The organism is Candidatus Binatia bacterium (assembly GCA_026415395.1).
In the GTDB taxonomy this organism is placed as follows: Bacteria; Desulfobacterota; Binatia; order HRBIN30; family HRBIN30; genus HRBIN30.
Genome location: JAOAHD010000007.1, coordinates 797,657 through 823,954, shown reverse-complemented (window position 1 = coordinate 823,954; position 26,298 = coordinate 797,657). Strand labels below are relative to the sequence as shown.

Below are 26,298 nucleotides of genomic sequence, written 5' to 3'. Positions count from 1 at the left end.
AACGCTCTTTGATCTCTGGGAAACGTCACCGGCCCCGGAAACCCGTCGCGCCGTTTAGACTCGGCCGATTAGGTCGTCAAGGCACTAGACGACTTTTCTCCCCGCTCGCCTTCGCTCGCTACGTTCTTTTCCTTACTGCCCGCAGTCTCAAACCGCCGCAATCCCTCTGCCAGGCTGCGCAACCGCTGCGCAACCAAGTAGTGAACCGTCCCGGGCTCTTCGATGGAGCCGGCCTTCACCCCCGTAAGTATCTCGATTCCCTCATCGATGGTACGGATGGGATAAAGGTGAAACTGTCCTTTCCGAATGGCCTCCACCACCTCGGGGCGCAGCACCAACTCCTTCACGTTTTGAGCAGGTAAAACCACGCCCTGCGACCCGGAGAGTCCAACAGCGGAGCAGGTCGCAAAAAATCCTTCAACCTTTTCATTCACTCCGCCGATGGGCTGAATTTCGCCCCACTGGTTCACGCTACCGGTCACCGCCAAGTCCTGCCTGAGGGGAAGCCCACTTAAAGCCGACAAGATCGCGAACAGCTCGGTGGACGAGGCGCTATCCCCGTCGATGCCGCTGTACGACTGCTCGAAGCAAATGCTGGCCGTGAGGCTCAACGGGAAGTTCTGCGCGTAAGTCCTGCGCAGGTACCCGGTGAGGATCAACACCCCTTTGTCATGCGTTCGCCCACTGAGCTGAACTTCGCGTTCGATGTTGATGATTCCTTGACTTCCCATCGACACGGCAGCGGTAACGCGGGACGGCCTTCCGAAGTCGTAGCCGCCAACATTGAGCACCGCCAAGCCGTTCACTTGTCCCACACGTGCTCCTGTAAGATCCAAAAGGAGTGTGCCGTCACGCACCAACTCGCGGATCTTTTCTTCCACACGATTGAGCCGAAAGATGCGTTGCTCCACGGCCCTCGTCACATGTGCACCGTCCACTTCCGTGGCACCATCTTGCTCAGCCCAGAACGCAGCCTCACGCATGACGTCGGCAACTTCGGCGAACTGGCTCGGCAGTTTGCGCCGATCCCCAACCAGCCGTGCGCCGTACTCCAGCAGCCGTGCGACCGCCCCGGCGCGAAACGGCGCCAATCCTTCTTCGCGGGCGACACGGGCGACCTGCGAAACGAAGCGATCGCGAGCAGTGTCCGCGTCGGTTTCGTAGCCGAAATCCGCACGAATCTTGAAAATGTCGTGAAACTCCTCGTCGAGAAAGTACAGAAGCTGAAACACATCGGCCGGGCCCACGAGGATGACACGGGTCGAAATCTGCATCGGCTCCGGCTTCAGCGTCGTCGTCGCGAGCAGCGCGAACGGGTCGTACGCTTCGATTTCCAACCGCCCGCTCTTCAAGCACCGCTTTAGCGCCCGCCACACCAGCGGCTCCGACAAGACGTCCACCACGTTCACCACAATGCACCCGCCGTGAGCCCGCAAGAGCGACCCCGCCTGCACCCGCGTGAAATTGGTCACGAGCTTGCCAAAAGGGTCAACAATGCGCTCCACGGCGCCAAACAAGTTTTTGTATGTGGGCGAGGTTTCCACGATGACCGGGGCACCAGTGCTCTCGCTGTTATCAACGAGAACATTGACTTCGTAATCAACAAATGCGCTCTCGGCGAACACCGCGGGAGACATCGGGAAAGGAAACGGCACCGGCGGGGACATTGCCGCCAATTCCTTGACGGGCTCGCGGAACAAGTCGAGGTGATCCAGGATGTGTTCCCGAACCTCTTCCAAATACTGCCGGACCTCGGGGCTTTGGTAATGCTGGGCAATTTCCTCGATCAGAGGCGCCACGACCTCGGCTGCAACCCGGCGCTCAATTGCCTTAATTTCCCGCGCCAGCCTTCTCCCAAGTGCTTGCTGCCGGCGCAGCATCGCTTTGAGTTCGCGCGCCACCTCGCGCTCACGCCGTCGCAGTTCCTCTTGCTCCGCCGGGGATAGCCGCTCCAGCTCCTGGGGGCTCATCGGCTCGCCGTTAGGCTTGAGGGGGATAAATAAAATTCCTCCCTGCGGATGCGGTTGCAGCGCGAACCCTTGTGCGGCGGCCCGCTCTTCAAGGGCGCGGGCAATCTCCTCTCCCTCTTTGCCAAAGCGTTCGGCGAGCTGTTCTTTTTCTTCCTCAAAGGTTTCTTGGCGAAAGGTTTCCGGCAGTAACCGCTGCAAGTCTTCGATCAACTCCTGCATATCGCGCCGCAGTTGCTTGCCCTGCCCTGCCGGCAAGTAAAAGGCGCGCGGGCGGTCGCGGTTCTGGAAGTTTTGCACCAACACCCGATCGCCAGGCACCGGCTTATTGCGGGTGAACTCCCGCAACAGTTCTCCAAGTTTTTCCTCGCGCTGGGTGCCCGCGAGGCCAACGGCGTAAACGTTGAAGCCGGAATCGTTCACGTTGACCGCGAGCTGCAAAGCCGCCAACGCGCGCTCCTGGCCGTACCATTCCGGCAGCAGCGGCAGTTCATCCGTGGTGCGAAAACCCAACGTAGCTGGATCAACGACAAAAGCCGCTTCTTCGGCCGACAGCGGCCTGGGTGTCGGTGCGGAAATTGCTGTGACCGCTTCCGCGCTCATCGGCCTTCCCGCCTGCGAATGTGGATCTTCAGCACTCCGTCCTCCAAACGCGCGTCAACATCCGCTGGATCCACGGTTTGCGGGAGGAGGAAATAGCGCGTCAGACTCACGTTCCTCGACATCCGCGCCCACGAACCCACACCGGCCCGGTGTTCGGATTGGCGGCTCGACACCCCTCGGATCCACAGCTCACGCCCCGCCACATGCACGTCAATCTCTTCAGCCTTGAGGCCTGGCACGGGGATCTCGATTTGCCAGCCATCCTCCAACGTTTTCACTTGAGCTGGGGTTAGGCCCGTTTTTGTGCCCCACCGGCGATGCACGAGTTCGTCAAACAGACGGTCGATTTGCTCCGATATGCTGAGAAGTTGAGCCATGTTCGTTCGGTTATCACCCGGTCTCTGGCCAGGCAATCCGTTGCCCCTGGTGGAACCGCGACTCACACAGCGTTGAACAGAGTTCCTGTCGGAAATGATTAGACGAAGTCTTGTCCGACCACGTTGCCTCGACACCGCCGGCATGCAACGTTGTTCGTCGGCGCAGAGTTGGTTACGCATAGCATGCTCACCAACGTGCAATGGAGAACGTGTATGGCCATTGGGACAGATACGCGAAACCACACCACTGAGGGATTCCTCGCCCGCCTGCGGGCAGCCACGGGGCAGCCGCTCGCGGATGCGGATGCTTTTGGTGAAAGTTTTCTCCTCACCAAGCTGGCGGACGCGGTACAGTGGGCACGCAAGTACTCGTTTTTCCCCTACCCGTTCGTCACCGCCTGTTGCGGAATGGAGTACATGTCTACCGCCGGCCCGCGGTTCGATATCGACCGCTTTGGCGCTGCACTCCCACGGTTCACGCCGCGTCAGGCCGACCTCCTGATGGTCGTCGGAACGATCACGCACCGAATTGCGCCAGTGCTCCGCCGCGTCTGGGAACAAATGGCTGAACCGAAATGGGTGGTGTCATTCGGGGCGTGCACCTCGTCAGGCGGCCCGTACAATAACTACGCAGTCGTCCAAGGGATCGACACGATAATCCCCGTGCACTTGTACATTCCCGGCTGCCCACCGCGCCCAGAAGCGGTGCTCGACGGGCTGATCAAGCTTCAGGAACGGGTGCAGCGCGAGCGTGGGGGGCAGCGCGTCCCCGAGCGACACGGGAGTGGACGCCCCTTGTAAGGCGCACCTGGCCAGATCGAGGACGCTCTATGGTTAAGATCAACGTGGACGGACGCGACATCGAGGTTGCCGCGGATGCGATGCTCTTGCCGGCACTCATCGAGGCGGGGATTCACGTGCCGCACTATTGCTGGCATCCAAAGCTTTCGATCGATGGCAGTTGCCGCATGTGCCAGGTCGAGGTGGAGGGAAGCCCGAAACTGGTCATTGCCTGTAACACGCCGGTTCGTGAAGGGATGGTCGTCCGCACCAATTCGCCGCGCGTGATCAATGCCCGCAGGGGAGTGATGGAGCTTCTGCTCGTCAACCACCCGATCGACTGTCCGATTTGCGACAAGGCGGGTGAGTGCCTGCTGCAAGACTACTCCTACAACTTTGGTACGCGCGAGTGCCGCACCGAGGAGCCACGGCGTAAGCTTGAGAAGCGCAAGGACATTGGTCCGCGCATGATCCTCGACCAGGAGCGCTGCATCCTCTGCCGGCGCTGCGTGCGCTTCTGCCGCGAGATCACTAAGACGAACGAGCTCGGCGTGTTCAACATGGGAGATCGCTCCGTGCTCGATGTGCTGCCGGATGCACCCCTGGCCAACGACTACTCCATGAACACGGCTGACATCTGCCCGGTGGGTGCCCTGGAGACCAAAGACTTCCACCACAAGCTCCGGGTGTGGTTCCTCAAGAAAACCGCCAGTATCTGCCCGAGTTGCAGCAACGGCTGCAACATCACCATCCAACATTACCGGAACCAAATTTGGCGCCTTATGCCGCGACGGAACGATGCCGTCAACGACACTTGGATGTGCGACCATGGGCGGCTGCGGTACGCCTTCGCCCACGATACCAATCGGTTGCGTTTGCCCATGATCCGCAGGGGCGACAAGTTGGAACCATGCGGCTGGGAGCAAGCCTTAGATGCCGTTGCGCAAGCCCTACGAAGCGCGGTGAAAAAGCAGTCCTCGGAGCGGATCGCATTGTTGGCGTCGCCCCACTTTACCAACGAAGAGTTGTACCGCTTCCGCCAGTTGGCGGATGTTCTTGGTGTAGGGCACGTGGACGTTCCTGTGGTGGTGGGGAAGGGCGACGGCTTCCTGATCCAGCCGGAGAAGGCGGCCAACTTCACCGGCGCACGAGTCATCGGCCTCGCCCCACGGCAGAATGGTGGCGATGTGCACGGCATTCTCTCGCTAGCACGTCAAGGTCAGTTGGATGTGCTGTACCTCTGCGGCTCGGATATCACCCAGCTTTTCCCTGCCACCGAGTGGCAGTCCGCACTCCGTGCCGTGCCCACAGTGATTGTTCAAGACCTGTTCGAAGAGCCGCTTGGTCCATTTGCCACTGTGCTCCTGCCATCTCTGAGCTGGGCAGAGAAAAGTGGAACGTTCACGAACCGGAAGCGCCGAGTGCAGCAAATTCATCGCGCCCTTGAACCTCCCACCGGGCATCTCAGCGACGGCGAGATCTTTTCCCGCATCTTGAGCAAATTGGCCGAAGGGACATGGGATTTCGATCCCGCTGCGGTGTTCGTGCAACTGACGCAGGAACTCCCAGCCTTTTCTGGCTTGTCGCTCGCGACTCTTGGCCTGCACGGACAAGAGCTTGCCGCGTGAAGGGAGAACGCCAATGGCAACACGAACCGTCACGGTTGAGCGACCCACACCGATGAGCGCACCACAAGGCGTGGTGCGGAGCAGCGCTGCCGTACTCAAGGGCATGTGGATCGCGAGCCGGCACTTTTGGCGCAATCTCCTGGGGTTTTTGCGGGGAAAGCCGACTGTATTCACGGTGCAGTATCCAGAAGAGCGCCTCGAGCAACCCCCAGCTTTCCGGGGCATGCCGGTCCTCGTGCAAATGGAGAACGGCAAGGAGCGTTGCGTTGCCTGCGGGCTTTGCGAATGGGCCTGCCCGACCGACTGTATCACGATCTACCCAGCAGAAACCGAAGACGAAATCGAACGCTACCCACAAGTGTTCGACATCGACATGTCCCGCTGCATGTTCTGCGGCCTGTGCGAAGAAGCGTGCCCCGAGGAGGCCATCGTGATGAGCCACAATGTGGAAATTGCAGCCTTCTCGCGACGGGGAACGGTATGGCACAAGTCGGATCTCTTGGTGCCAGTCAAGGAACTCGAGAAAACCCGCTTCCGGCACATCCGCAGAACCTACGAGCGATCCGCCAACGTGCAACAAAGAAAACCCTAGTTGTGGAAGATTGCTGGAGCCATGCCTGACAACGAGCGTCTTCTCGCCATTGTTCAAGCTCGGTGTGCCGATGCCGTACTTCGGAGCGACGTTTACCGCGGAGATGCTGCCGTTACCATTCGTCGCGAACGCTTGCTCGAGGTAGCGCGGGTTTTGCGCGACGATCGGGAGCTCGCGTTCGACTTGCTCCTGGATGTCACTTGCGTGGACTACCTCGGCCAAGAGCCTCGATTCGAGGTTGTGTACCATTTTTATTCCACCCGCCATCGTCACCGGCTGCGCGTTAAAGCACGGGTGCCGGAATCGGACCCAACGATCGATAGCCTCGTGCCCTTGTGGGTGGGGGCGAATTGGCTGGAGCGAGAAACGTACGACATGTACGGAATCCGTTTCCGCGGTCATCCCGATCTTCGGCGAATCTACCTTTACGAGGAGTTCGAAGGGCACCCGCTGCGTAAGGATTATCCCAAGGAAAAGCGGCAACCGTTAATCGGCCCGGGCTCCAAGGGCACCTACCGACCTCGCCCCCCAGAAATTCCCAATGCAAGCCGGGTCGAAGGAATGCTCGGTGCGGAGCTCATGCGCGTACAACTCGGGCCTTCGCACCCGGCCACGCACGGAACCGTGCGAATTGTCCTCGACTTGGATGGAGAAACCATTGTCAACGCTGACGTCGAGATCGGCTACCTCCATCGTGGTTTCGAAAAGGAGTGCGAAAGTGGCTTCTACTACCAGGCGATCCCGTACACGGACCGGCTGAACTACAGCTCCGCGATCCTGTGCAATGTCGGGTATTGTCTTGCCGTTGAAAAACTCTTCGGCGTCGAGGTTCCCATCCGTGGGCAATTCGTGCGGGTCATCGGCGGCGAAATTTCGCGGATTGCCGACCATCTCCTGTGCATTGGAGCAACGGCGCTCGAACTGAATGCCTTCACCCCGTTCCTTTACGCGCTCGAGGCGCGCGAGCTCGCGTGGGATCTCATCAACGCGCTGTGTGGCGCGCGTGTCACGAGCAACTTCGTACGGATCGGTGGCGTGAGTGCAGATCTTCCTGAGGGCTTTGCCGAACTTTGCCGCCAAAATTTCAAGCGCATCTTAGAGCTCGTTGGCGACGCGGAAGGGATGTTGTTGGAAAACCCGATCTTCCGCGCGCGGATGGAAGGTGTGTCGATCATGCCGGCAGAGCGCCTGATCGCCTATGGCGTGACCGGCCCCTTGCTACGGGCAGCAGGAGTCGACCTCGATCTTCGTCGTGCGGAGCCGTATCTCATTTACGACCAGCTCGATTTCGACGTCCCGCTCGGCTCGCAAGGCGACAATCTCGATCGCTTCCTGGTTCGGTTGGCGGAACTCCGCCAGAGTATCCGCATTGTCGAGCAATGCCTGCAGATGTTGCCTCCCGGCCCCGTGGATATCGACGATCCGGCGTTGCGCTTTCCGCCGAAGGGCCGGGTATTCACGCGCATGGAGGACATGATCAACCAGTTCAAGTTGGTGACCGAGGGCCCCAAGCCGCCCCCCGGAGAGGTGTACTTCGCGGTCGAGTCGGCCAATGGTGAGCTGGGCTACTATCTGGTGAGCGACGGCAGCGGAAAGCCGTACAAGTGCAGAGCACGAACACCGAGTTTCTCGAATACCCAGCCCTTGGCGGAGATGGTTCGCGGCCGGCTACTCGCCGACATCGTACCGACATTCGACATGATCAACATGATCGGAGGCGAATGTGATCGTTGACCATCCTGCAGCAAAAAAAGTTTCGCCACCGCCGCGGCGTGATGGCCAACTCTTGTCCGACGCGGTCCGAGAAAAAATTTTGTCCGAAGCGAGTAACTATCCGCAGCCACGCTCGGCGCTGCTTGCAGCCCTCCACCTGGCGCAAGCAGAGCATGGCTGGATCTCCCCCGGTCTCGTGCGGGAGATTGCAGAGCTCTTGGGCCTGCAACCGATTCAGGTTCAGGAGGTTGTTTCGTTCTACCCCATGTTTTCCAGCCGGCCTAAAGGGCGCTGCCACATCCAAGTTTGCACGAACATTGCCTGTGCGGTCGCTGGCGCCCGCAAGTTGGTTCGCCAAGTGGAAGACGCGCTCGGAATTCGTGTCGGGGAGACCACGGCGGACGGCAAATTTTCCCTCGCCGAGGTCGAGTGTTTAGGCTCGTGCGGTACCGCTCCCGTAGTGCAGGTGAATAACGACCCGTACATCGAACAAGCATCGTCCGAAGACATTGCCGCTATTCTTCGCGGCGAGCGTGTCGAGCGCCCGAGCCCGATGGTTTCCCTGATCCCTGAGGGTGTCGAGGGCTACTTGCTTCCGCCAAACGGCGTGAACCGCACTGCGATCGAGGACTACCTCGCGGCCGGTGGCTACGAACAAGCCCGCCGTGCTTGGTGCGAGCTCGATCCCGACACGATCATCGAGACCGTGAAAGAGTCAGGCCTGCGTGGTCGCGGAGGAGCCGGGTTTGTCACCGGGCTCAAGTGGGGGTTCATGCCGAAGAACTCCGACAAGCCTTGTTACCTGGCCGTTAACGGCGACGAAAGCGAACCGGGAACGTTCAAAGATCGGCAGATCCTGGAACGCAACCCGCACCAATTTATCGAGGGAGCCTTGATTGCGGGCAGGGCAATCCGCGCGGTCGCCGCTTACGTGTACCTGCGCGGAGAGTATACCGTTCCCTACCTCAAGCTCATGCGTGCCATCGAAGAGGCCTACAAGCGCGGATTTCTCGGGGATAACGTGTTTGGTTCCGGACACTCTTTTCACATGTTCGTTCAACGTGGTGCGGGAGCATACATCTGCGGCGAAGAAACAGGCATGATTGAATCGATGGAAGGAAAAAAAGGCCAGCCGCGCAAACGCCCGCCGTTCCCCGCAGCGTACGGCCTCTGGGGTTGCCCCACGACAGTGAATAACTTGGAGACCCTGACTCATGTGCCCGCAATCCTTCGTCATGGGCCGGCGTGGTTTCGCCGCCACGGCACGGAGCGAAGCACGGGCAATACCCTCTTTGGAATTAGCGGTCATGTGAAGCGTCCGGGCGTCTACGAGCTCCCCCTTGGAACTCCACTGCGCGAGATCATCGAGAAGTATGCAGGGGGGATGGCCAACGGGCGACCACCAAAAGCAATTATCCCCGGGGGCGTTTCCATGCCGGTACTCACGGCAGAGCACCTAGACGTGCCCATGGACCACGATTCACTCCAACGTGCGGGGAGCTTACTCGGCACGGCGGGGATCGTCGTTTTGGACGACTCTGCCTGCCCCGTTCGGGCTGCCGGAGTGATCGCCCGCTTCTTCCGCCACGAAAGCTGTGGACAATGCACGCAATGCCGGGAGGGTACGGGTTTTCTCTACAAGCTACTCAAACGAATCGAAGCCGGACAGGGTACAGAAGCGGACCTACAAACGATCGCCGATGTGTGCGGGTACATGGAAGGGCAAACAATTTGTGCTCTCTCGGACGCTGCAGCTTGGGCAGCCGGAAACTTTTTGCGGCGCTTCCGTGCTGATTTTGAGGCACACCTGTCCCATAAGGCATGTCCATTCCCCGATAGCTTCGAGATGTAGACCGTTACCCTCGGCTCCAACCGTCGCGCTCCCAGGCAAGGAGGACGCTCTTCGATGCCCGAAGTCATTGGGCCAACCTCACATTACTACTACTCGCAGCGGCTGAAACTCCACTATGTGGACTGGGGCAACCCAGAGCTGCCGCCGATGGTGTTAGTTCACGGTGGCCGGGACCACGCCCGCAATTGGGATTGGGTGGCCCTACAGCTTCGCAACGAGTACCACATTATTGCTCCCGACCTTCGCGGACACGGTGACTCCCAGTGGGCAATAGGTGGCTCGTACTCCGTCGCCGATTACACCCTGGACCTCGCGCAACTGATCAACGCACTCGAGCTCCCGCCATTTGTCCTGATTGGACATTCGCTCGGAGGCTCAGTCGCCCTCCATTTCGCCGGCACTTACCCGGAGCGAGTGAAAAAAGTTGTGGCCATCGAGGGCCTCGGCCCCCCTCCGTGGCTCATCGTTGAACGCCCGGCCCGGGAGCGCATGAGGGAATGGATCACCGAAATGCAAGCGCTGGCGCGTCGCCACCCGCGCCGGTATCCGTCTCTCCAGCAAGCAATGGATCGCATGCGGGAAGCCAACCCACGACTCACAGAGGAGCAGGCACGGCATCTGACGGTCCACGGCTGCTACCGTGCCGAGGATGGCACCTATCTTTGGAAGTTCGACAACTACGTTCGTGCCACTGCCCCCTATCTCTCCGCAATGCGCGATGCTCGGGAACTTTGGGGTGAGATCACTTGCCCGGTGTTGCTCGTGCGCGGCGAGGAGTCGTGGGCATCGGACCCGGCGAAAGATGGACGTGCTGCCGCCTTCCGCAACGCCACCGTGGTCAACGTGCCTCATGCCGGGCACTGGGTACACCACGATCAGCTCGAGGCGTTCCTTCGAATCGTGCGTGACTTCCTCGCCCAGCCCTAACCGAAGTTGGCCGTGAGGGGGCGGTCCGGCTGAATGATCTCTTCCAAGGTCATCGCCTGACGCTCGCGGAAGGGTTCCACACGGATCGGACAATCGGGCAACTCACATTGAGCACAGTAAAGCCGCCGACACGGATCCGTGTGAAATACGATCTCGCCGGATAAGGCTCCTGCTGCAATCACGTCGCGTTCGAAAGCGTCCGCTTCGTCATGCGCCCGCTTCACCGTCCAAAACTCCGGCACAACCAGATGCGCATCCACGTGCGTCGAACGCCCATAGCGAATCGCACGCGTATTGTGGACGCGAATGATCCCGGGCCGCATCACAGTGTTCATCGCCTGCACCAGCTTCTCGAGGAGCGGTCGATCCTCTTCGTCGAGTAACCCGCCAGCAGCGTAACGAACCAGCCGAAACCCAGTAAATCCTAAATGCACCGCGATAGCAGCAGCCACCAGGGGATCCAGCCAAGGAATGCCCGTGAGGGCCACGACCGCGAGTCCAAGGACAACCCCGGCACTGGTCCAAAAGTCGGAAATCACATGCTGGCCATCCGCCACCAACGCCAGCGACTGGCAACGCCTCCCGGTATGAACCAGATAAAGACCCAGCAGCAAGTTGGCCACCCCTGCGCCCGCCGTGATTGCAATTCCGACGTCCAACTGCTTCGGCACCACTCCTTCGATGAGTGCGCGCAGCGCCTCGTACAAAATCATGACGGCCGCAAAGGCAATCAAGCCGCCCTCGAAGGCAGCGGAAAAGAACTCAATTTTGCCGTGGCCGTATGGATGGCTGCGGTCTGCCGGCCGACCCGCAAAAACGAGGCCACCCAACGCAAAAACCGCAGCGACAACGTTCACAATGCTTTCGAGCGCATCCGAGAAGACGGCGGCCGAGCCAGTCAACTTATATGCGAGAAATTTCGCACCCAAGAGCACGCTGCCGACAACGAGCGAAACTAACCCGGCGATGATGCGGGAGCGTTGCTCCGATTGAGTATCGACAAGAGCGAGAGTAGACGCTGACGGAATCGCCATACCGCTTCAGTCGCAAGAGGCGCCTTTTCCCGCATTATACGGGGCGGACGAGGCCAAGGCTAGCACCGGATGGAGGCAGCGGCTCTTCTCCCAGCGCACGCCGGGCGTCGTTCATCGCTGCCCGATAAATGCCCTGCGCCATAAGGGAGGTTTCCTCCGCAAGGCGCTGGGCGTAGACATCGCGCTTGAGCTCTTGGCCCGCACGACCACTCGGATCGGCTCGAGTCACCCACTCGGCCAGGTGTGCGGCCAGCTTTGTCTCCCCTGCAGCCAGCAGCTCCCGCCCGCGCGCCACCACGGCCTCCGCGCCACCCGCGAGGCGCACGACTTCCCTCGCTTGTTCTTCCCATCGAGCAGGTAGGAGGTCCGCAGCGTTTCCATTCCACCAACCGCCCCACAGCCGCAGCAAATTCCGCACGATGAACTTCGGATGGTCATACGTGGGCCGCAAGTAGGGGCGCTGACTCAGCTCTGGATCCGGCTCGACGCCGTGGAAGATCTCTTCCGGTTGTTCCCCTCGATTCATCCGCTCGATGACCTGCTCAATGAGCACCCGCAGGTAACGCGCGGTGTCGAGCAGCACAGTCCGCACTGCGTCTTCTCCGCACACAACCAGTCCGTGCCCCGGGAATAGGTACTCAGCCCCAAGCCCGGCCATTGCCTCCAGTGCTTCCGCCCACTCTTCAGGGTAGCGTTGTACCTTTTGGGGATTGCCGCAGTTTGGAGACATCCAAATGATCAGGTCGCCACAAAACAGGTAGCGCTTCTCCGGGACAAACAAATAACAGGCATCGTCGGTCTCACCGCGTGCTGCCGTGAACTCTAGGCGGTGTTTGGCAAGCTGATAGATCAACCGCCGCTGAAAGGTGAGGTTTGGCCAAACAAAGGAACGCGGGAACATAGGTTGGGGCAGACTGAACTGCCTCTGGTTGATGAAGGCGTTCCACCCGTGCGTCCGCTCATAGCGCCGGAAGCGCGCCATGCAGTTTTCTTGAGCCACGATTAAAGGCCGTTCACCGGCCTCCAAAAACGGGCGCAGCCCAAAGGCGTGGTCCGCATGGCCGTGCGTGTACACGGCCACAACGAGGGGTGCTTTGGTCCACGCCCGCACGGCCTCGTAAAAGGTCGGCGCCAGGTGCTCGAAGCCGGGGTCAACCAAGACAAGCTCGTCCCCGAGCACCAGCGCGTAGTTGTTCACGAAGTTGGCAAACATCAGTACACCGGGTGCCACCTCGTGCGCCTCGCAAAAGAAGCACGGCTCGGCAGCCCTCGGGTCGCGTGTAAGCATGAGCGGCACTTGGCTCCTCCTCTCTTTACTTCTTCTTAGGCGGGGCAACGCGAAGCTGCTCCCGGCTCCCTCTCGAGGTTTTGGGAGGCTCTAGTCTGGTCTTGTCCGGATAAGGGCACAAGTCGGCGATCACGCACTCGTAACATTTTGGCTTCCTAGCCAGGCATACGGCACGCCCATGAGCCTGCATCAGGATGCAAAACCGAGTGCGCTCCTTCACCGGGACCAAGCGATTCAAATCCTCCTCGACCTTGTCTGGATCGTCATGGCGCGAGAATCCGAGCCGTTGTGCGAGCCGGAGCACATGGGTGTCCACGCCGATCGCTGGTTTGCCGAAGGCATTGCCCAACAAGATATTGGCTGTCTTACGGCCCACGCCTGGCAAAGCCAGAAGGTCTTCCAAGTCATCTGGTACTTCCCCGCCAAAGCGTTCCATCAAGGCAGCGCAGCAAGCTTGCAGCGTTTTCGCTTTCTGCCGGTAGAATCCGGTGGAGTAGATTGCCTTCTCGAGCTCCTCTCTTGGGGCACGGACAAAGTCTTCGGGTTTCTTGTAGCGCTGGAACAATTTTGCCGTGACCTGGTTCACTTTTTCATCCGTGCACTGTGCCGCCAAGATCAGCGCCACGAGGAGTTCGAACGGCGAATGATAGTTCAAAGCCAATTTGGCATTCGGGTACGCTCGCTTCAGCCGGCGCAAGATCTCCAACACCCGGCGCTGCTCGCTGGGATTCCCCATGCGAGCGTCAAGTATGCCAGCGCGCGCCTTCTTGCAATTCTTCTGGCCTTGACCCATCACACGTTCAAAGCGAAGATACCGTCCCGTTGTGATTGACCACTCACGTCGACGCGCTCTTTGGCCGTGGCTGCTTGCCGGACTAGTTCTTTCCGTGACTTTCCCCCTCGGCTTCTGGAACAACCGGCAGCAAGCCGAGGAGGCAGCTCCGGTAGCAACGCCAACGGTAAGTCCGGGAGAATTAGAACGGTACATTGCCGTTTACCAAGCGATGCACGCCGATCACAGCCTCACCATCGAGGATGCTGTGCGGCCACACGGGGTCACCGTTGAGGAGTTCCGAGCCCTAGAGCGGCGTATTCAGGACAATCCCCGGCTAGTGGAAAAGGTCCGGGAGGCGCTCTTGGAATACGCGCGGGCCAACTCAGCCATTGCGCTTGTGCCTACACCCACTCCTACGAAGCCCGCGCCAGCCAAGCAGCGGCGGAAATGAGCAATAACTAGGCAGCACTCTGAATGCGAGGTTCCAAAAGTTGCTTCGATTGGGCATGGGCCAGTGGCAGAGGCTGAGTGGCGAGCGACCATGCAAGCAAGTTTTCTTCGACCGGGCGCTGTCATCTGGTAAGCGCAATTGGTTTTGCCGTTACGCGTTCCGAGAATGAGCACTGCCGACGGCTCGGCAACGCGCGAGTTCGAGATAGTAAGAGCAAGGAGACGAAGATGGCGCAAAAACCCCAGGACCCGGTGGTGTTGGATCCGCAAGAGGTTTTGCGGCTGATTGACGAAGCCCGCAGTCGTTTACGCACGGCGATTTGGGCGCTTCACGGTATGCACCAAGACATCTCGGCGCTTACCCCGGAGGACTTGGCCGACGTCGAGCACATGCTCACCGAGCTGCTCGACGGGGCCCTTACCCCAGCTTACGAGTCGTTGAGCCAAATCGTTCAGACGAACCCCGACGGTACGGTGACGACGCACTGAGGCGGTTTTCGGCAAACATTGGCTCCTGTAGGCACGCTCCTGCTCGCGTACTCATGGCCGACGGCGCCAGCGCTCTCCAGCAGTTGCGCGAACAGGTCATTCATTGTCGCCTTTGCCCACGGCTCGTCGCTTATAGGGAAGAAGTAGCGGCGAAAAAACGCCGTGCTTTCCAAGACTGGGAGTACTGGGGCAAGCCCGTCCCCGGTTTTGGCGACCCCAAAGCCCGGCTGTTGGTCGTGGGGCTCGCCCCGGCGGCGCATGGTGGCAATCGCACGGGGCGCATCTTCACCGGTGACCGCAGTGGCGACTGGCTCTACCGGACACTCTACCGCTACGGTTTCGCGAATCAGCCCACGTCCACCCATCGTAACGACGGACTGGAGCTACGCGACGCGTACGTCACCGCGGTGGTGCGATGTGCTCCGCCAGGCAACAAGCCGACCCCCGAGGAGATGCGCAACTGCCGCCCGTATTTGAAACGGGAGTGGGAGCTCCTTCCAACCAGGGTTGTCATCGCGCTCGGGGAAGTTGCGTTTCGCGGCATACTGGAGGCGTGGGAAGAATTGCAGGGAACAAAAGTACGGCCACGCCCAAAATTCGCTCATGCGGCGATGTACCGACTCGGCAGCATCTTCCTTCTGGCTTCCTACCATCCTAGTCAGCGCAACACCCAAACTGGATTCCTGACGCAATCCATGTTCGAACGGGTATTCGCCAAAGCGGCCGAGCTGCTGGACGCTCAAGACGAAGAAGTTCGAAAGGAACGTAGAAGAAAGGACCACGGATGAAGCGGAAACGTTTGGGACGGAGCGGTTTAATCGTCTCCGAGATCTGCCTTGGGACTATGACCTTTGGCAACCAGGCGGATGAGGCAACGAGCTTTGCCATTCTTGACCGAGCCTTTGACGCGGGTGTGGACTTCCTGGACGTGGCCGAGGTCTACCCAGTTCCGCCGGAACGAAAGTGGGCCGGGCGGAGTGAAGAAATTGTTGGCAAATGGCTGCGTTCAAAACCGCGTGATGCGGTCATGATCGCCACCAAGGTCGCCGGTCCTGGCGGCGGGTGGTTCGTCAGCCCAGTGCGCGAGAACAAGGGAACATTGGACCGCCACCACATTCGCCGCGCGGTTGAGGCAAGCCTCCGCCGCCTAGGTACGGACTACATTGATCTTTACCAGACCCACTGGCCTGACCGCGACTTGCCCCTCGAAGAAACACTCGAGGCGCTCAGCCGTTTAGTCGACGAGGGAAAGGTTCGTTACGTCGGCTGCTCCAATGAAACCGCCTACGGACTGACGAAAAGCCTGTGGGTATCGGATCTCAACGGGCTGGTACGGTACGAAACGATCCAGAACAACTTCAGCTTGCTGAACCGGCGCTTCGAGGACGAGCTGGCGGAGGTTTGTCGGCGCGAACAGGTAAGCTTGCTGGCTTACAGCCCTCTGGCCGGCGGGGTGCTGAGCGGGAAGTACAGCGGTGGCGTGTGGCCGGAAGGCGCTCGCTTTACCCTGTATCGTGACTACAACGAGCGTTCACAGGCGATGACCCGTCGATTCGTCAACGAACGAACGCTGGCGGCAACGAAGCGATTCGCTGCGTTAGCCAAGGAGGCCGGCCTTGCGCCGGCCACTTTAGCGATTGCCTGGGTGTTGTCGCGCGATTTCGTCGGCAGCGCCATCATTGGCGCCACGCGACCGGAGCAGCTTGAGCCCACACTAGCAGCGGCCGCGGTCAGCTTAACTGCCGACCTTTTGCAAGCCTGCGACCGTGTAAGCCGCGAAATTCCATACCCGATGGGCTAAAGCGGCGGGCCAAACATGCGCGAAGGGAGGAACGGAACATGCCCGAGTCTCAATTCATCGTGCAGAAAGTGGACTGGTATCAACTGCGCACAGCCGAAGGCGAGCCTATTTTGATCATGGTCGCCTCATTACCCAACGGATTTTACACCGCGGTGCCCTGCCGCCTTGCCATGACCTTGGCAACCCACGAACACATGGCAATCGGTAGCTCTATTGACGAGGCGTTGAGCCAGCTACAGAAAACGTTGGCTGGAAAGGCCATTGACGCGATTTTCGCCCATAGGTGACTTGGAACGGGACATGCCGCCGGCGACTGACCCCGGGCGGAAGCCGTCGTAGGCAGAAGACACGCGCCGAGCTCACACCGCCACGCTGTAACGGCGCACAAGCTGCTCGAGGCTACGGCTGACCTCGCTCAGACTCTGAATCGACTGTTCGATGTCGCGCACACTCTCTAAGTTCGCTCGGCTCGCATCATCGATCAGCTTCATGGCCGCCGCCACCTGCTCCATGTCCACGAGTTGGCGCTGGCTCGTCTGCGTAATCGCGGCAACCGAGGCGGTGGCCTCCGCCAAGCTCTGTGCCAAGGTGCGGATCGCCTCACCCGAATCGAGACTCTGCTGGATGCCAGCCTCGGCAGCCTTAGCTGCCTGTTCACTCGCCAAGATGACGTCGTGCGCAGCTTTCTGAATATCGCTCAGGATGCTGGTGATCTGCGCTGTGGCTCGCTTTGAGCGGTCAGACAAGTTTTTCACTTCCTGCGCCACGACGGCAAACCCTTTCCCGTGGACACCGGCCCGCACAGCTTCGATCCCCGCGTTCACAGACAGCAGGTCGCTCTGATCCGCAAGGTCATTGACGGTCGCGGTAATCTGGGCAATGGCCCGCGTTTGCTCGCTCAACTGTGCGACCTTCTTAGCAATCACCTTCATTTGTTCGCGAACGTTCTCGATCCCAGCAACCACATCTTGAACGGCTTTCTCGCCGATTTCCGAGATGGCCACCGCTTGCTCCCCCGCTGCTGCGACTTCACTTGCGCGTTTGCTTGCCGCTTCTGCAGTCTCCTTCACCGCCTCAACCGTTTTCCCCGCCTCGTGTACCGCCTGCGCAGCCCGGTGAGCCTCGCTCATTACGCGCCGCAAGGCCTCTGTGACACTGCGGTTTGTGGCTCCTAGTCGCTGAATGCCCTCGAGCAACAATCCGATTTGTTCTTGCAACGTATTGACCATGCGGGCCAGAGCTTGCCCCAGGACATCTTGGTCTGACTGCGGCCGGATGATTACCGCAAGGTCGCCTCGAGAAATTCGGTCGGCCGCCTCCGCCACCCCCTGCAGCGATCCTACCATCCGTTCGAACGCGTTTGCCAACGCCCCCACTTCGTCGCGCCGCCCATTCGCGCTCAAGCGCACGGCAAGATCGCCGATCGCTAGGCGCTCCGCAGCCTGCACGGCTTCTTGAAGCGGGCGATCCAAGTCTCGGATGATGGCCACAGCCAACGCCGCCACGGCGATTCCGCCAAGGACAAGTAACCCGATGGTGAGCGCCAACTGCTGTTGTAAGGTGGCGAGCCGCGCTTCGAGCACTTCCCGCAACACGGGCACGGCAGAGTCGTGGAAGGCGTGCGCAGCCTCAATCGCCTGCGTGGAAAGGTTCCACCAATCTGCCGGCGGGATCTTGGCGTACTCGACATTGAGGAATTCTCGGTCCAAGGCGTTCAGGAAATTTTGCGCCGCATCTCTCACCTCGACGAGCTTGCCCTCTAACCGCTGTCGCAGCGCGGGTTCTGCGCCATACACCTTCGCCAAGTCGGCCTGGAGCCGATCCGTAAAATAGTACACGTTCGCGTATCGGCGGCTAAACGCCTTAAGTTCCTCCTCGCGCACGGCGCCACCCTGCACCGCGATTTGCAGCGCGAGGTCCCGCACCTGGCCCATGATCTCCGCAAGTTCGGGGACAACCACCCGCGTGGCGTCAGAAAGGTAGTACGACGCCGCATTCGGATCGAAAGCGAGGTTCGACGCATCCCCCACTCGGGCAACAAACGCCACGGTGTCTTCGTTCACTGCGGTGTGCCGCTCGAACAGCTCACGACCGTATTCTTGCCAATGCTGCAACAGGTTCTCGATTTCTGCGCGCAACTTCGACCACTGGCCAGCGATCCCCAACGTTGCACCATGCTGCTTGTTCACTTCGTCTATTGTACGGATTCGGTCCTGAACCCTCGTCGCCACCGCTTGCCGCTCGGCCACAAACTGACTTTCCCCCTGAAGAACCGCCATGGCCAGCCCACGGTGGGCCTGTAAATCTCGGAGTAAACTGACCAGCGGCATTTGGTAATCCAGCCCAATCAGCTCCTTGTGGGCGAATTCGGTGCCCAGCGCCCGCATGCCCGCCACCATGCGGTAGGTGACGATTGCGAGGGCGATGCCAAACACCACACCCATGAGGACGAACTTCTGGGGGATGCTCAGTCGCGCCAACATAACTCAAGCGCCTCGCTGCGTGATGAGCAGAGCAACATTGTGCCCTCTGCCTGAGCTACTTGCTGAATCGCACCAACGATCCAGCATCGAAGATGCTCGGATCGATCTTCACCCGACGGTCAAATGGAGACTTGGCGTCGAGCCGCGCGCCCGCCAAGGAGGCACGTTTCATCTTGAAGTTCTCCGCCACCGCCCAGGTTTGTGTGGACACGGGAACGGTTTCCTGCCCGTCCGGCGTTTGATGGTTGGGTAGGCCAAGCACGGCGTACGTCAGGACGTGCTCGCCTTTCCAATTGAACTTCTGGTGATACGCGCCGCTGTAAGTTTCGGCGTCAATCCAGAGGACTAAACGACCGTACAGGTAATATTTGTCCCGCGGAATTGCTTCCACCAGATACATGGGTCGGAGCGCCAAGCCTCCTTGGGGCAACGCCCAAGGGAGCCCTTTCCAGCCCGGGATTTCGTACCCGTAGTAGTTCGATCGGTCGAGCAGAGAATCCCACCCCCCTTCCTTGCCCGGCCGCGGCTTGAGAGAATTCGGCGGGAGGGATTCTGGATCGACAACGCGCAATCCTTCGCGCTTTTCCAACAGTCGCCACTGGAACTCCTGGGGCTTGCCGTCGAACAAGTAGCCGTCATCCGAACTGATATCTGAGCCTAAGTAACCATCCGAGCGGTTTGCGGGCGAAACGGCCCGCACTCGCCGCAGCGCGGGAACGAAGGCCCACTGCGAGTCGCGCACATCCGGATCTCGATACCGCCAGAAGAGCACCGCTGTTCCCTGCGTATCGAGCGGCGACAGTGCCACTGCGAGAAACTGGTTTTGCAAGTTCATCGGGTTCGGGTGGCGATACTTGGGTGACTGACCATCGTAGAACATAAACCAGCCCTCGGCACCCAGCTCGCGCTCGACACCTCGACTGTTCATCATAATCAAGCGAGTGCGCGTATGGGCATTTCCGCCATACCAAGTCGCCAGAAAGTAGTTCCAGATTACCTTGACTCCGGCCTGCGGATCGGAAGGGTCGATGTCGGGAAATGGCAGGCCATACAAATAATCGGGCATCTTTCCTGTCGACTTGTCGATGATCGTTCCCTTCTCATCGACGGTTAGTCGGTGAGCGTTTTCCTTGGTCGCTTCGACAAAAGCCTTCTCCCAGTTTGGGTTTCCGAGGGGATAGCTGACGATCTTGCTCACGTACTCGCCACGCGCGTAGTGCTCCCAAATCTCTGGAGGGAGCAAGCCTTTGGCCAGCTCAGCGGTGTTGGCATCGAGAATAAGCCCTGGCTTTAATCCATCTCTCGCCAGTGCAACCTCCGCAGCGACGCGTGGAGGTGTCGGCTCTTCGCTCACCTTAGCAAGGGTTGGTGTTGCTGGAACCGCCGTTGCTGTTGGCACCTCGGGAACCCCGCCTTGCTCGCGAATTTCAACCGTCGGTGTCGCAGGAGGGGCCTTGGCGATTTCCACCTGGGGAGGGGCAACTCCCGCAGGTGTGGGGGCAGCCGCTCGTGGCACGGGGGGCATTTCAGCAACCTCCGCCCGGCGCTTCGCGCCAAACACAAGGTTTTGCCCCCAGACCCAACCCTCTTGGCCACTTTGAGTTCGCACCCGGTAATACCCGTTTTGTGGTTCGCCTTCGACAATTTCGAGCTGAGTCCCAGCGTCTAAGACTTCCACTGGAGGCTCGGCCGTACTCGGGCTAGGCCGTAAGTTGCTAGCCTGAGCAACCTCCGCCAGCGAACCGGCGGCCACTCCTACCTTGATCACCCGGAGGTTTCGCGCCCACAGCCACCCTTCTTCACCTCGCTCCGTTTTGACTTGGTAGTACCCATTGCGGTACACCAAGCCCGGCACCTCGACTCGTTCCGGCGGCGTGACCACTCGTATTGGCGGTTGGCTCATCGACGGGTCCGGCCGCAAATTGGAATTGCGGCGCACCTCTGCCACCTGAGCTCGAACCGCAACCGCAACGAAGGTTGCCGCTCCCACCATCAATGTCGCCTTCGCAATTCTCCTGCTCATCTTCCTCCCCCCGCCCCCTAGTCCGGCATTTTGATACCCGGCTGGGGGCGCGGTGGACCAAAGCAAGGCATGGGCCAAGGTGAATGCTTTATCATTCCACCCAGAACGAGCGCCGCTACGGCCCAAGCGTCATTTTTGAACAGGGAGCTGGCGAATTCCTGTCACAGGCCGTATTGTCGGAAAACAAGCCCTTGCTACACTGGATCTCCCCCCGGCTAGCCGGGAACGAGACCTCAGGGGAAAGGGAGGCGAAAAGCAGTGGCGGCAGGAGTGCGGGTAGTCCTCGGGGCGTGGTTGCTCCTACTGGTCGGATTTATCAGCAGAACAACTGCGGAAAACAGCGGATTAGCAACCCTCGACGCTGAATATGGCTTCCGCGGAGTGTTGTTCGGCACCGACGTGGACCGCGTCGCCGGCCTAAAAAAGATCGGGGAACGCGGCGAATGCGAGATTGCCTACAGCCGCTCCGGGGACAAGCTCGAATTCGATGGGGTGCCGCTCACGGGAATCGAATATTCCTTTCAAAACGACCGCTTCACCCTAGTATCTCTCACGGCCCGCCCGGAACACTGTGCACGTTTGTATTCGGCGCTGCGCGCCCGCTATGGCGAAGACCAGACCAAACTCGGCACCGAAGGCACGCAGAAGCCGTTTTGGACCGCAACCTGGGAAGGAAAGCGCGTCAAGGTGGACATCACCGGCCCCACCGGGTGCATTGTGACCATGAGCGCACCCGAGGAGGCGATCCTCGAAGAGCGCCGGTGTCGAGAGGACGACCGCGTGAAAGCCGGCCAGGGCGACTGAGCAGGGCCAGGCTCGATTGTGTCCGAGCGCTAGCGGGCTGGGCGCAACCTGACAGGATAGGTGCCCAGAACGCGAAACAACGATTGGCCCCAGACGATCTGATCGCTCAGCGGCTCGATCTCCGCAAACCGCGCAGCCATTCCTGCAAACGCCTCTTGCGCCTCCATCCGGGCTAGATGTGCGCCCAAGCAAAAATGCACGCCCCCTCCGAACGCCAAATGATCGATATCCGAGCGAGTAATGTCGAAGCGATCCGGTTCCGGGAAATGCTCGGGATCGCGGTTTGCGGCTGCGAGAAAACACATCACCGGTCGGTCGTCGGGGATCACGACATCGCTAAAGCGTGTATCCCCGCGGGTGACCCGCATGGTAAGCACGATCGGACCATCGAACCGCAAACACTCCTCGACAGCATTGGCAACCAATTCCGGACGTGAACGGAGCAAGCGCCATTGCTCCGGGTGTTCCACGAACGCCCGCAGCCCGTTGCCGATGAGCCCGATGGTCGTTTCAAAGCCGGCAATCAGCAAACCGACTGACTGCGCCATCAGCTCGGGTTCGCTCAATCGATCGCCTTCCTCCTCGGCCCGAATGAGGTTGCTCAGGATGTCCTCACCCAGGTGGCGGCGCCGATCGGCGATCAGGTCGCTAAAATACGCCACCAGTTCCTGCACGGCGCGGATTGCGTCTTGGAGTTGCTCCGGCGTCAAAAACGCGGCCGCCAACAAGTGAGTGGCTAGAGCGGTCCAGCGGGTAAACTTGGGTCGGTCGGCCACCGGAACGCCCATCATCTCGCAAATCACAGTGCTCGGCACAGGCAAAGCAAGATCAGCAATCAAATCCATCTCGCGCCGCTCTTGCGCAACACTCAGCAACTCGTCGACCAACGAGCGTACGCGCTCCCGCAACCGTTCGACGGCCCGTGGCCGAAACGCTTGATTCATTAATTTGCGAATGCGCGTATGGTCCGGCGGATCCAAGCGCAAAACGAATTGTCCGGGCCCACCGGTTAGATCAGGAAGCGAGCCCCACACCGTGCCGTCTCGCCGCCGCACGGCGGACGGGACCTCCTTGAGCATGCGGATCACGTCGTCGTAGCGCGTCAAACGGAACACACCGTCCGGAGTTTCGTGAACGGGGGCGTGTGCCCGCAGCCTTGCTAAGAAGGGGTAAGGATCATGACGAAACGCTGGGTCCGCAGCATGGACCCCAAGCCAAGGGTCATCACGCCAAGTTTCTTCGGGCATCGCCGAAACCGCATTCATCGAAGCTTCACCTCAGTAGGCGTGGATACGCCTAGGGCACCGCTGCGTCAACCCAGGACCAGATCGCATCTAGTCGTCCCAAGCAAACGCCGAGGGCTGTCCTGCTTCGACGCTCTACCTAATCTTCAGGCTCCTCCGGCCCCTCGAGTGCGAGCGCCGGAATTTCAGGCAAACTCGATCCGATGATGCCGCGAATCGCGCCGTACATCCCCACGGTGTTTAAGGTGAGCCGTTCAATTTGCTTTTCCCGTTCCTTCCAGAGCTTCTCCATTGCGCGGCGTTCGCGGAGAAGCTGGGTTTGCATGGCCTGGAAGGTTTCGACAATTGCCCGCACGCGTTCGCGAAACTCATCGCCAGCGAGATAGCGGTACAGCATGTCCATTTTCTCGCCCTTGCTCTCCGCCGCACTGCGAGCGAACTCCACGTGAATCAGTTGTTCGCGCAACGCTGCAGCCAGGGGCAAAAACGAGTGAATATCCGTCACCCAAACACCCTCGATGCATTCAAACGAGCGAACTCCATCGGGGAGGACGAGGGAAACCAGAACCGCAACGCTGGCGCCGACTGCGCGTTGGTCATCTTTCAGCTTCTGCAACCAATTCGCCTGCCAGTGCTTGGTGTTCTTCGTTTCCCAAATAATCGTCCCGCAGTTGCGCGACGTCTCCGAGCGCACTTCTTGGATAATGTCGGCGCCGCGAACGCCGCGTGGAACCGGCCGCAGCACATCCTGCGGAAAGCGACTTTGCAACGCCTGTTCGATGTCCAGTTCTAAAACCTCGCCTTGCACCTCTTGCGACCCCTGCTGGCTTTTGCGCTGCAACTCCGCAATCTCGCGGCGCAGATCTTCGATTTGCTTGTCCTTCTCCCGCAGTTTCAACGCTTGCTGCTCCGCCGCGATGCGCCGCACCTGCTCCTCCACCTTGGCCTTCTCGGCTTCTACCCGGCGAGCCACCTCGAGATCGAGCTCACGCGCGCGCTCTTCGAGCGCCGCCTTCTCCTTACGCAACTCGAGCTCCACGCGGCGGGCTTCTGCTGCTTTGCGCCGCTGCTCAGCAAGCTGCTCCCGCAGCGCCTGGATCTCCTGCGCAACCTCTTCCCGACTTTGTTCCTTCGCGGCTTGGATCTTCTTCTGTAGCTGCTCTCGCAGTTGCCGAGTTTCTTGTTCCCATTGCGCCCTTTCGGCTTGCACCCGTCGCGCGATCTCGAGGTCGAGCTCGCGCGCCCGTTCCTCGAGCGCCGCCTTCTCCTTACGCAGTGCTAACTCGGAGCGCCTCGCCTCGGCGGCCTTACGCTCTACCTCCTGCAACTGTTCGCGCAGGAGGTGCACTTCTTGTTCGGCTTGTCTACGGGCTTGTGCCTTGGCCATCTCCACAGCTTTCTGCATCCGCTCAGCCATTTCCCGCTCGAGCGAGTCCTCCAGCTCGGCGCGAATCTGAGTGGCAAGCGCGGCAGAAATCGGGATCTTGGCGCCGCATTTCGGGCAGCGAATGATATCCCCTTCGAGCTTGGACGCTTTTGCGGTCCTGCGTTTCATCAGCCCCTCCGTCTCCCTGTTCGTGCGTAACACGCTGAAGCTTATCACGCACGCGGGTGTCTCTAATTGCCCAAACCAAGCCGGGGCAACGGGTACATTGCACATGGCAATGTTGCCCCAGGCTGCGCTGCGCCGCCCCACGAGCGAGCAATCGAGTGGCCCGCTCGATTCTTATAGAGGCGTCATGTACGCGGGCTCGTCGGATGCCTCGCCCCCATCCTCACCGCGACTTCGCCCCCGCGCTTCGTTCAAAAGGAAATCACGCACCTGATCCGGAGTAGGTCCAACACGCCCACTAGCACCAAAGCGTTGCTGCTCGACCGCTTGGAGTGCATCGACAAGCGAGCGCAAATGCACGTAGCGCTGTAGGTTGCCCCTTGGTTCCGTGCGCCGGAGAAACTCGCTCGCTTTCCAATAACAAACAACCGGCCAGTAAAGGCGGTACCACACTAGCTCCTGATCGATTTCGTATTTGCGGACGACGTAGCCGACCTCGTCGAGAAAGCGGAGAATCTCCTCTACTGCGACTGCCCCACGCTGTTCCAGCAAGGCCGAGCCCGCCTCGGCTCGCCTGTCGATCATTGCCTCGGAGTCCCACTCCGCCTCGAGCTGCCACAGGATTTGCAGCTCTTCACTGTTCGTGCCGCGTTCCAGCGGTTGGAGTGGGTGACCGAGCAGCCAGAGGGTGACCGCTAGCGCCGCGAGTGCACCGCCAGCAGCGGCAATGAGGAGAACGCCTGCTCCCCAAAGAAACGCTTTACTCGCTGGGGATTCCGCCGGAGTCGAGAGATTCATCCTCATGCCCAGCCAGCAACCTTCCAAGATGCACGAGCTGCGGAGTCGCGGCCCCTAGCGTAAACTCGATTTGCTTCAACCAGAGAAAGTACCTGTGAATCGGGTAATCCACATCGATGCTGATCCCCCCGTGGATGTGCAGGCTAGCGTGGCCAATGCGGCTCCCCGCCTCCGCAGCCCAAAACTTGGCCGTCGCCACCTCCTTTGCCGAGGGCAGCTCCTCAGCCAAGCGGCTAGCTGCCTGCCACATGGTGAGTTGCACCGCTTCGTTGTCGATGTACGAATCCGCCATCCGCTGCCCGACCGCCTGGAACATGGCAATCGGCTTATCAAACTGCTTGCGGTTCGAGGCATACTCTGCCGTAATTCGCAGCGCGCGCTCACAAGCTCCTGCGGCGATGGCACACAAGCCAACTGTGTACCGATCCACCATCCACTTAAGCACCTCGCCACCGTTTTCTTCGGCGCCAATCATCGCAGAGGGGGGCACGGCAACATTGTCGAGTACGATGCGAAAGTGTGGCTCCCAGTTCATCGTATGCTGGCGCTCCATCCGTAGCCCGCGAGCATCGGCCGGAACGAGGAACAACAACGTGTTGCCTTCCACCGTCCGCGCTGGCAGCACAATTGCGCTTGCTCGATGTGCCCATGGCACGGCCGTTTTGACGCCATTTAGGCGCCACTGACCCTCAATGAGGCTCGCCATCGTCGTCGGCGACCGCTCGCTCGCGCCGAGCTCGGAAAGGCCTGCCGTCAGCATCGTCTCCCCTGTGCACACACTCGGCAAAAACTGTTGCTGCTGCTCGTCCCGCCCAAAGCGCACCAACGCCATGGCACTGACGATGGTGGGCAACAACGGGAGCAACGCGGTGTGACGCCCTTGCTGCTCGAACAACAAACACGCCTCGATAAAGCCGCCCCCGCTCCCCCCGAACGATTCCGGGATGGCAGCACCCAACAGGCCAGCATTCGCCAGCGCCGACCACAGTTCGCGGTCGTAGCCATCGTCGCTTTGTTCCACTGCTTTCAGCCGGTCCAAGCTGCATCGGTCGCGGAAAATATCACCGGCCAAATTCGCGAGTGCCTTTTGCTCATCGGTAAACGAGAAATCCATCGGT

The 26,298-nt window shown here is 60.1% G+C and carries 23 protein-coding genes; 12 read left to right on the top strand and 11 right to left on the bottom strand.

Going from position 1 to position 26,298, the window contains the following annotated elements; genetic code table 11:
- Positions 1-68: 68 nt before the first annotated feature.
- Together N3C12_08100 and N3C12_08095 are read right to left on the bottom strand one after the other, a co-directional pair.
- Positions 69-2,570 carry an AAA family ATPase gene (locus N3C12_08100; protein MCX8072398.1) on the bottom strand — a complete coding sequence of 834 codons (2,502 nt, stop codon included), beginning with the start codon at positions 2,568-2,570 and terminating at the stop codon, positions 69-71.
- The gene (locus N3C12_08095) at positions 2,567-2,947 is read right to left on the bottom strand and encodes an Hsp20/alpha crystallin family protein (protein ID MCX8072397.1); all 381 of its coding nucleotides are present in this window, start codon (positions 2,945-2,947) and stop codon (positions 2,567-2,569) included. The genes N3C12_08100 and N3C12_08095 overlap by 4 nt, the downstream gene beginning before the upstream one ends.
- Positions 2,948-3,160: 213 nt before the next feature.
- On the opposite strand from N3C12_08095, the gene nuoB reads away from it, so the two are divergent.
- Genes nuoB through N3C12_08065 form a run of 6 tightly spaced genes read left to right on the top strand, consistent with a single transcriptional unit; the run spans position 3,161 to position 10,439 of the window.
- Positions 3,161-3,748, top strand: a complete 588-nt coding sequence (gene nuoB / locus N3C12_08090) for an NADH-quinone oxidoreductase subunit NuoB (GenBank protein ID MCX8072396.1) — start codon at positions 3,161-3,163, stop codon at positions 3,746-3,748.
- Positions 3,749-3,777: 29 nt separating this feature from the next.
- Positions 3,778-5,355, top strand: a complete 1,578-nt coding sequence (locus tag N3C12_08085) for a molybdopterin-dependent oxidoreductase (GenBank protein MCX8072395.1) — start codon at positions 3,778-3,780, stop codon at positions 5,353-5,355.
- Positions 5,356-5,368: 13 nt separating this feature from the next.
- Positions 5,369-5,947 carry an NADH-quinone oxidoreductase subunit I gene (locus N3C12_08080; GenBank protein ID MCX8072394.1) on the top strand — a complete coding sequence of 193 codons (579 nt, stop codon included), beginning with the start codon at positions 5,369-5,371 and terminating at the stop codon, positions 5,945-5,947.
- Positions 5,948-5,968: 21 nt separating this feature from the next.
- Positions 5,969-7,681: an NADH dehydrogenase (quinone) subunit D gene (nuoD, locus tag N3C12_08075; GenBank protein MCX8072393.1), complete on the top strand. Its 1,713-nt coding sequence runs from the start codon at positions 5,969-5,971 to the stop codon at positions 7,679-7,681.
- Positions 7,671-9,512, top strand: a complete 1,842-nt coding sequence (nuoF, locus tag N3C12_08070; GenBank protein ID MCX8072392.1) for an NADH-quinone oxidoreductase subunit NuoF — start codon at positions 7,671-7,673, stop codon at positions 9,510-9,512. The genes nuoD and nuoF overlap by 11 nt, the downstream gene beginning before the upstream one ends.
- A 54-nt stretch (positions 9,513-9,566) precedes the next feature.
- Positions 9,567-10,439 carry an alpha/beta hydrolase gene (locus tag N3C12_08065; protein ID MCX8072391.1) on the top strand — a complete coding sequence of 291 codons (873 nt, stop codon included), beginning with the start codon at positions 9,567-9,569 and terminating at the stop codon, positions 10,437-10,439.
- Here the strand turns inward: N3C12_08065 and N3C12_08060 are convergent.
- The 3 genes from N3C12_08060 to nth are packed head-to-tail and all read right to left on the bottom strand — an operon-like array spanning position 10,436 to position 13,497.
- Positions 10,436-11,473 carry a cation diffusion facilitator family transporter gene (locus N3C12_08060; protein MCX8072390.1) on the bottom strand — a complete coding sequence of 346 codons (1,038 nt, stop codon included), beginning with the start codon at positions 11,471-11,473 and terminating at the stop codon, positions 10,436-10,438. The genes N3C12_08065 and N3C12_08060 overlap by 4 nt on opposite strands.
- A gap of 34 nt (positions 11,474-11,507) precedes the next feature.
- Positions 11,508-12,761 carry an MBL fold metallo-hydrolase gene (locus tag N3C12_08055; GenBank protein ID MCX8072389.1) on the bottom strand — a complete coding sequence of 418 codons (1,254 nt, stop codon included), beginning with the start codon at positions 12,759-12,761 and terminating at the stop codon, positions 11,508-11,510.
- Between the two features lie 25 nt (positions 12,762-12,786).
- Positions 12,787-13,497, bottom strand: coding sequence for an endonuclease III (nth, locus tag N3C12_08050; GenBank protein MCX8072388.1), 711 nt, complete (start codon positions 13,495-13,497; stop codon positions 12,787-12,789).
- A gap of 151 nt (positions 13,498-13,648) precedes the next feature.
- On the opposite strand from nth, the gene N3C12_08045 reads away from it, so the two are divergent.
- The 5 genes from N3C12_08045 to N3C12_08025 all read left to right on the top strand — a co-directional run bounded on the left by N3C12_08045 (position 13,649) and on the right by N3C12_08025 (position 16,563).
- The gene (locus N3C12_08045; protein ID MCX8072387.1) at positions 13,649-13,987 is read left to right on the top strand and encodes a hypothetical protein; all 339 of its coding nucleotides are present in this window, start codon (positions 13,649-13,651) and stop codon (positions 13,985-13,987) included.
- A gap of 227 nt (positions 13,988-14,214) precedes the next feature.
- Positions 14,215-14,475, top strand: a complete 261-nt coding sequence (locus N3C12_08040) for a hypothetical protein (GenBank protein ID MCX8072386.1) — start codon at positions 14,215-14,217, stop codon at positions 14,473-14,475.
- A gap of 53 nt (positions 14,476-14,528) precedes the next feature.
- Entirely contained in the window at positions 14,529-15,263 is a 735-nt protein-coding gene (locus N3C12_08035; protein ID MCX8072385.1) for a uracil-DNA glycosylase, read from the top strand.
- The gene (locus N3C12_08030) at positions 15,260-16,276 is read left to right on the top strand and encodes an aldo/keto reductase (protein MCX8072384.1); all 1,017 of its coding nucleotides are present in this window, start codon (positions 15,260-15,262) and stop codon (positions 16,274-16,276) included. The genes N3C12_08035 and N3C12_08030 overlap by 4 nt, the downstream gene beginning before the upstream one ends.
- A 38-nt stretch (positions 16,277-16,314) precedes the next feature.
- The gene (locus N3C12_08025; GenBank protein MCX8072383.1) at positions 16,315-16,563 is read left to right on the top strand and encodes a hypothetical protein; all 249 of its coding nucleotides are present in this window, start codon (positions 16,315-16,317) and stop codon (positions 16,561-16,563) included.
- Between the two features lie 72 nt (positions 16,564-16,635).
- Here the strand turns inward: N3C12_08025 and N3C12_08020 are convergent, their stop codons facing one another.
- Together N3C12_08020 and N3C12_08015 are read right to left on the bottom strand one after the other, a co-directional pair.
- Positions 16,636-18,759 (bottom strand): methyl-accepting chemotaxis protein, encoded by a 2,124-nt coding sequence (locus tag N3C12_08020; GenBank protein ID MCX8072382.1) that lies wholly within the window; start codon positions 18,757-18,759, stop codon positions 16,636-16,638.
- Between the two features lie 55 nt (positions 18,760-18,814).
- Entirely contained in the window at positions 18,815-20,782 is a 1,968-nt protein-coding gene (locus N3C12_08015) for a DUF1329 domain-containing protein (GenBank protein MCX8072381.1), read from the bottom strand.
- 258 nt (positions 20,783-21,040) lie between these two features.
- Here N3C12_08015 and N3C12_08010 point away from each other — a divergent pair, with 258 nt between their 5' ends.
- Positions 21,041-21,586 carry a hypothetical protein gene (locus N3C12_08010; GenBank protein ID MCX8072380.1) on the top strand — a complete coding sequence of 182 codons (546 nt, stop codon included), beginning with the start codon at positions 21,041-21,043 and terminating at the stop codon, positions 21,584-21,586.
- A 29-nt stretch (positions 21,587-21,615) separates the two neighbouring features.
- On the opposite strand, the gene N3C12_08005 is transcribed toward N3C12_08010, so the two are convergent.
- The 4 genes from N3C12_08005 to N3C12_07990 all read right to left on the bottom strand — a co-directional run bounded on the left by N3C12_08005 (position 21,616) and on the right by N3C12_07990 (position 26,294).
- A complete protein-coding gene (locus N3C12_08005) occupies positions 21,616-22,851 on the bottom strand; it encodes a cytochrome P450 (GenBank protein ID MCX8072379.1) in 1,236 nt (411 codons plus the stop codon).
- 118 nt (positions 22,852-22,969) lie between these two features.
- Positions 22,970-24,385 carry a DUF2130 domain-containing protein gene (locus N3C12_08000; protein MCX8072378.1) on the bottom strand — a complete coding sequence of 472 codons (1,416 nt, stop codon included), beginning with the start codon at positions 24,383-24,385 and terminating at the stop codon, positions 22,970-22,972.
- A 171-nt stretch (positions 24,386-24,556) separates the two neighbouring features.
- On the bottom strand, positions 24,557-25,186 hold the full coding sequence (locus N3C12_07995; GenBank protein ID MCX8072377.1) for a hypothetical protein: 630 nt from the start codon (positions 25,184-25,186) through the stop codon (positions 24,557-24,559).
- Positions 25,143-26,294 carry an acyl-CoA/acyl-ACP dehydrogenase gene (locus tag N3C12_07990; protein MCX8072376.1) on the bottom strand — a complete coding sequence of 384 codons (1,152 nt, stop codon included), beginning with the start codon at positions 26,292-26,294 and terminating at the stop codon, positions 25,143-25,145. Before N3C12_07990 ends, N3C12_07995 begins: the two co-directional genes overlap by 44 nt.
- Positions 26,295-26,298: the final 4 nt, after the last annotated feature.

What these genes read in the sequence shown, in the direction of transcription:
- N3C12_07995 (MCX8072377.1), bottom strand. Translation starts at nt 25,186, where the DNA reads ATGAGGATGAATCTCTCGACTCCGGCGGAATCCCCAGCGAGTAAAGCG.
- N3C12_08020 (MCX8072382.1), bottom strand. Translation starts at nt 18,759, where the DNA reads ATGTTGGCGCGACTGAGCATCCCCCAGAAGTTCGTCCTCATGGGTGTG.
- N3C12_08000 (MCX8072378.1), bottom strand. Translation starts at nt 24,385, where the DNA reads ATGAAACGCAGGACCGCAAAAGCGTCCAAGCTCGAAGGGGATATCATT.
- N3C12_08080 (MCX8072394.1), top strand. Translation starts at nt 5,369, where the DNA reads ATGGCAACACGAACCGTCACGGTTGAGCGACCCACACCGATGAGCGCA.
- N3C12_08035 (MCX8072385.1), top strand. Translation starts at nt 14,529, where the DNA reads ATGGCCGACGGCGCCAGCGCTCTCCAGCAGTTGCGCGAACAGGTCATT.
- N3C12_08015 (MCX8072381.1), bottom strand. Translation starts at nt 20,782, where the DNA reads ATGAGCAGGAGAATTGCGAAGGCGACATTGATGGTGGGAGCGGCAACC.
- N3C12_08065 (MCX8072391.1), top strand. Translation starts at nt 9,567, where the DNA reads ATGCCCGAAGTCATTGGGCCAACCTCACATTACTACTACTCGCAGCGG.
- N3C12_08040 (MCX8072386.1), top strand. Translation starts at nt 14,215, where the DNA reads ATGGCGCAAAAACCCCAGGACCCGGTGGTGTTGGATCCGCAAGAGGTT.
- nth (MCX8072388.1), bottom strand. Translation starts at nt 13,497, where the DNA reads ATGGGGAATCCCAGCGAGCAGCGCCGGGTGTTGGAGATCTTGCGCCGG.
- nuoD (MCX8072393.1), top strand. Translation starts at nt 5,969, where the DNA reads ATGCCTGACAACGAGCGTCTTCTCGCCATTGTTCAAGCTCGGTGTGCC.
- N3C12_08030 (MCX8072384.1), top strand. Translation starts at nt 15,260, where the DNA reads ATGAAGCGGAAACGTTTGGGACGGAGCGGTTTAATCGTCTCCGAGATC.
- N3C12_08025 (MCX8072383.1), top strand. Translation starts at nt 16,315, where the DNA reads ATGCCCGAGTCTCAATTCATCGTGCAGAAAGTGGACTGGTATCAACTG.
- N3C12_08060 (MCX8072390.1), bottom strand. Translation starts at nt 11,473, where the DNA reads ATGGCGATTCCGTCAGCGTCTACTCTCGCTCTTGTCGATACTCAATCG.
- N3C12_08085 (MCX8072395.1), top strand. Translation starts at nt 3,778, where the DNA reads ATGGTTAAGATCAACGTGGACGGACGCGACATCGAGGTTGCCGCGGAT.
- N3C12_08100 (MCX8072398.1), bottom strand. Translation starts at nt 2,570, where the DNA reads ATGAGCGCGGAAGCGGTCACAGCAATTTCCGCACCGACACCCAGGCCG.
- N3C12_08005 (MCX8072379.1), bottom strand. Translation starts at nt 22,851, where the DNA reads ATGAATGCGGTTTCGGCGATGCCCGAAGAAACTTGGCGTGATGACCCT.
- N3C12_08095 (MCX8072397.1), bottom strand. Translation starts at nt 2,947, where the DNA reads ATGGCTCAACTTCTCAGCATATCGGAGCAAATCGACCGTCTGTTTGAC.
- N3C12_08055 (MCX8072389.1), bottom strand. Translation starts at nt 12,761, where the DNA reads ATGCTTACACGCGACCCGAGGGCTGCCGAGCCGTGCTTCTTTTGCGAG.
- nuoB (MCX8072396.1), top strand. Translation starts at nt 3,161, where the DNA reads ATGGCCATTGGGACAGATACGCGAAACCACACCACTGAGGGATTCCTC.
- N3C12_07990 (MCX8072376.1), bottom strand. Translation starts at nt 26,294, where the DNA reads ATGGATTTCTCGTTTACCGATGAGCAAAAGGCACTCGCGAATTTGGCC.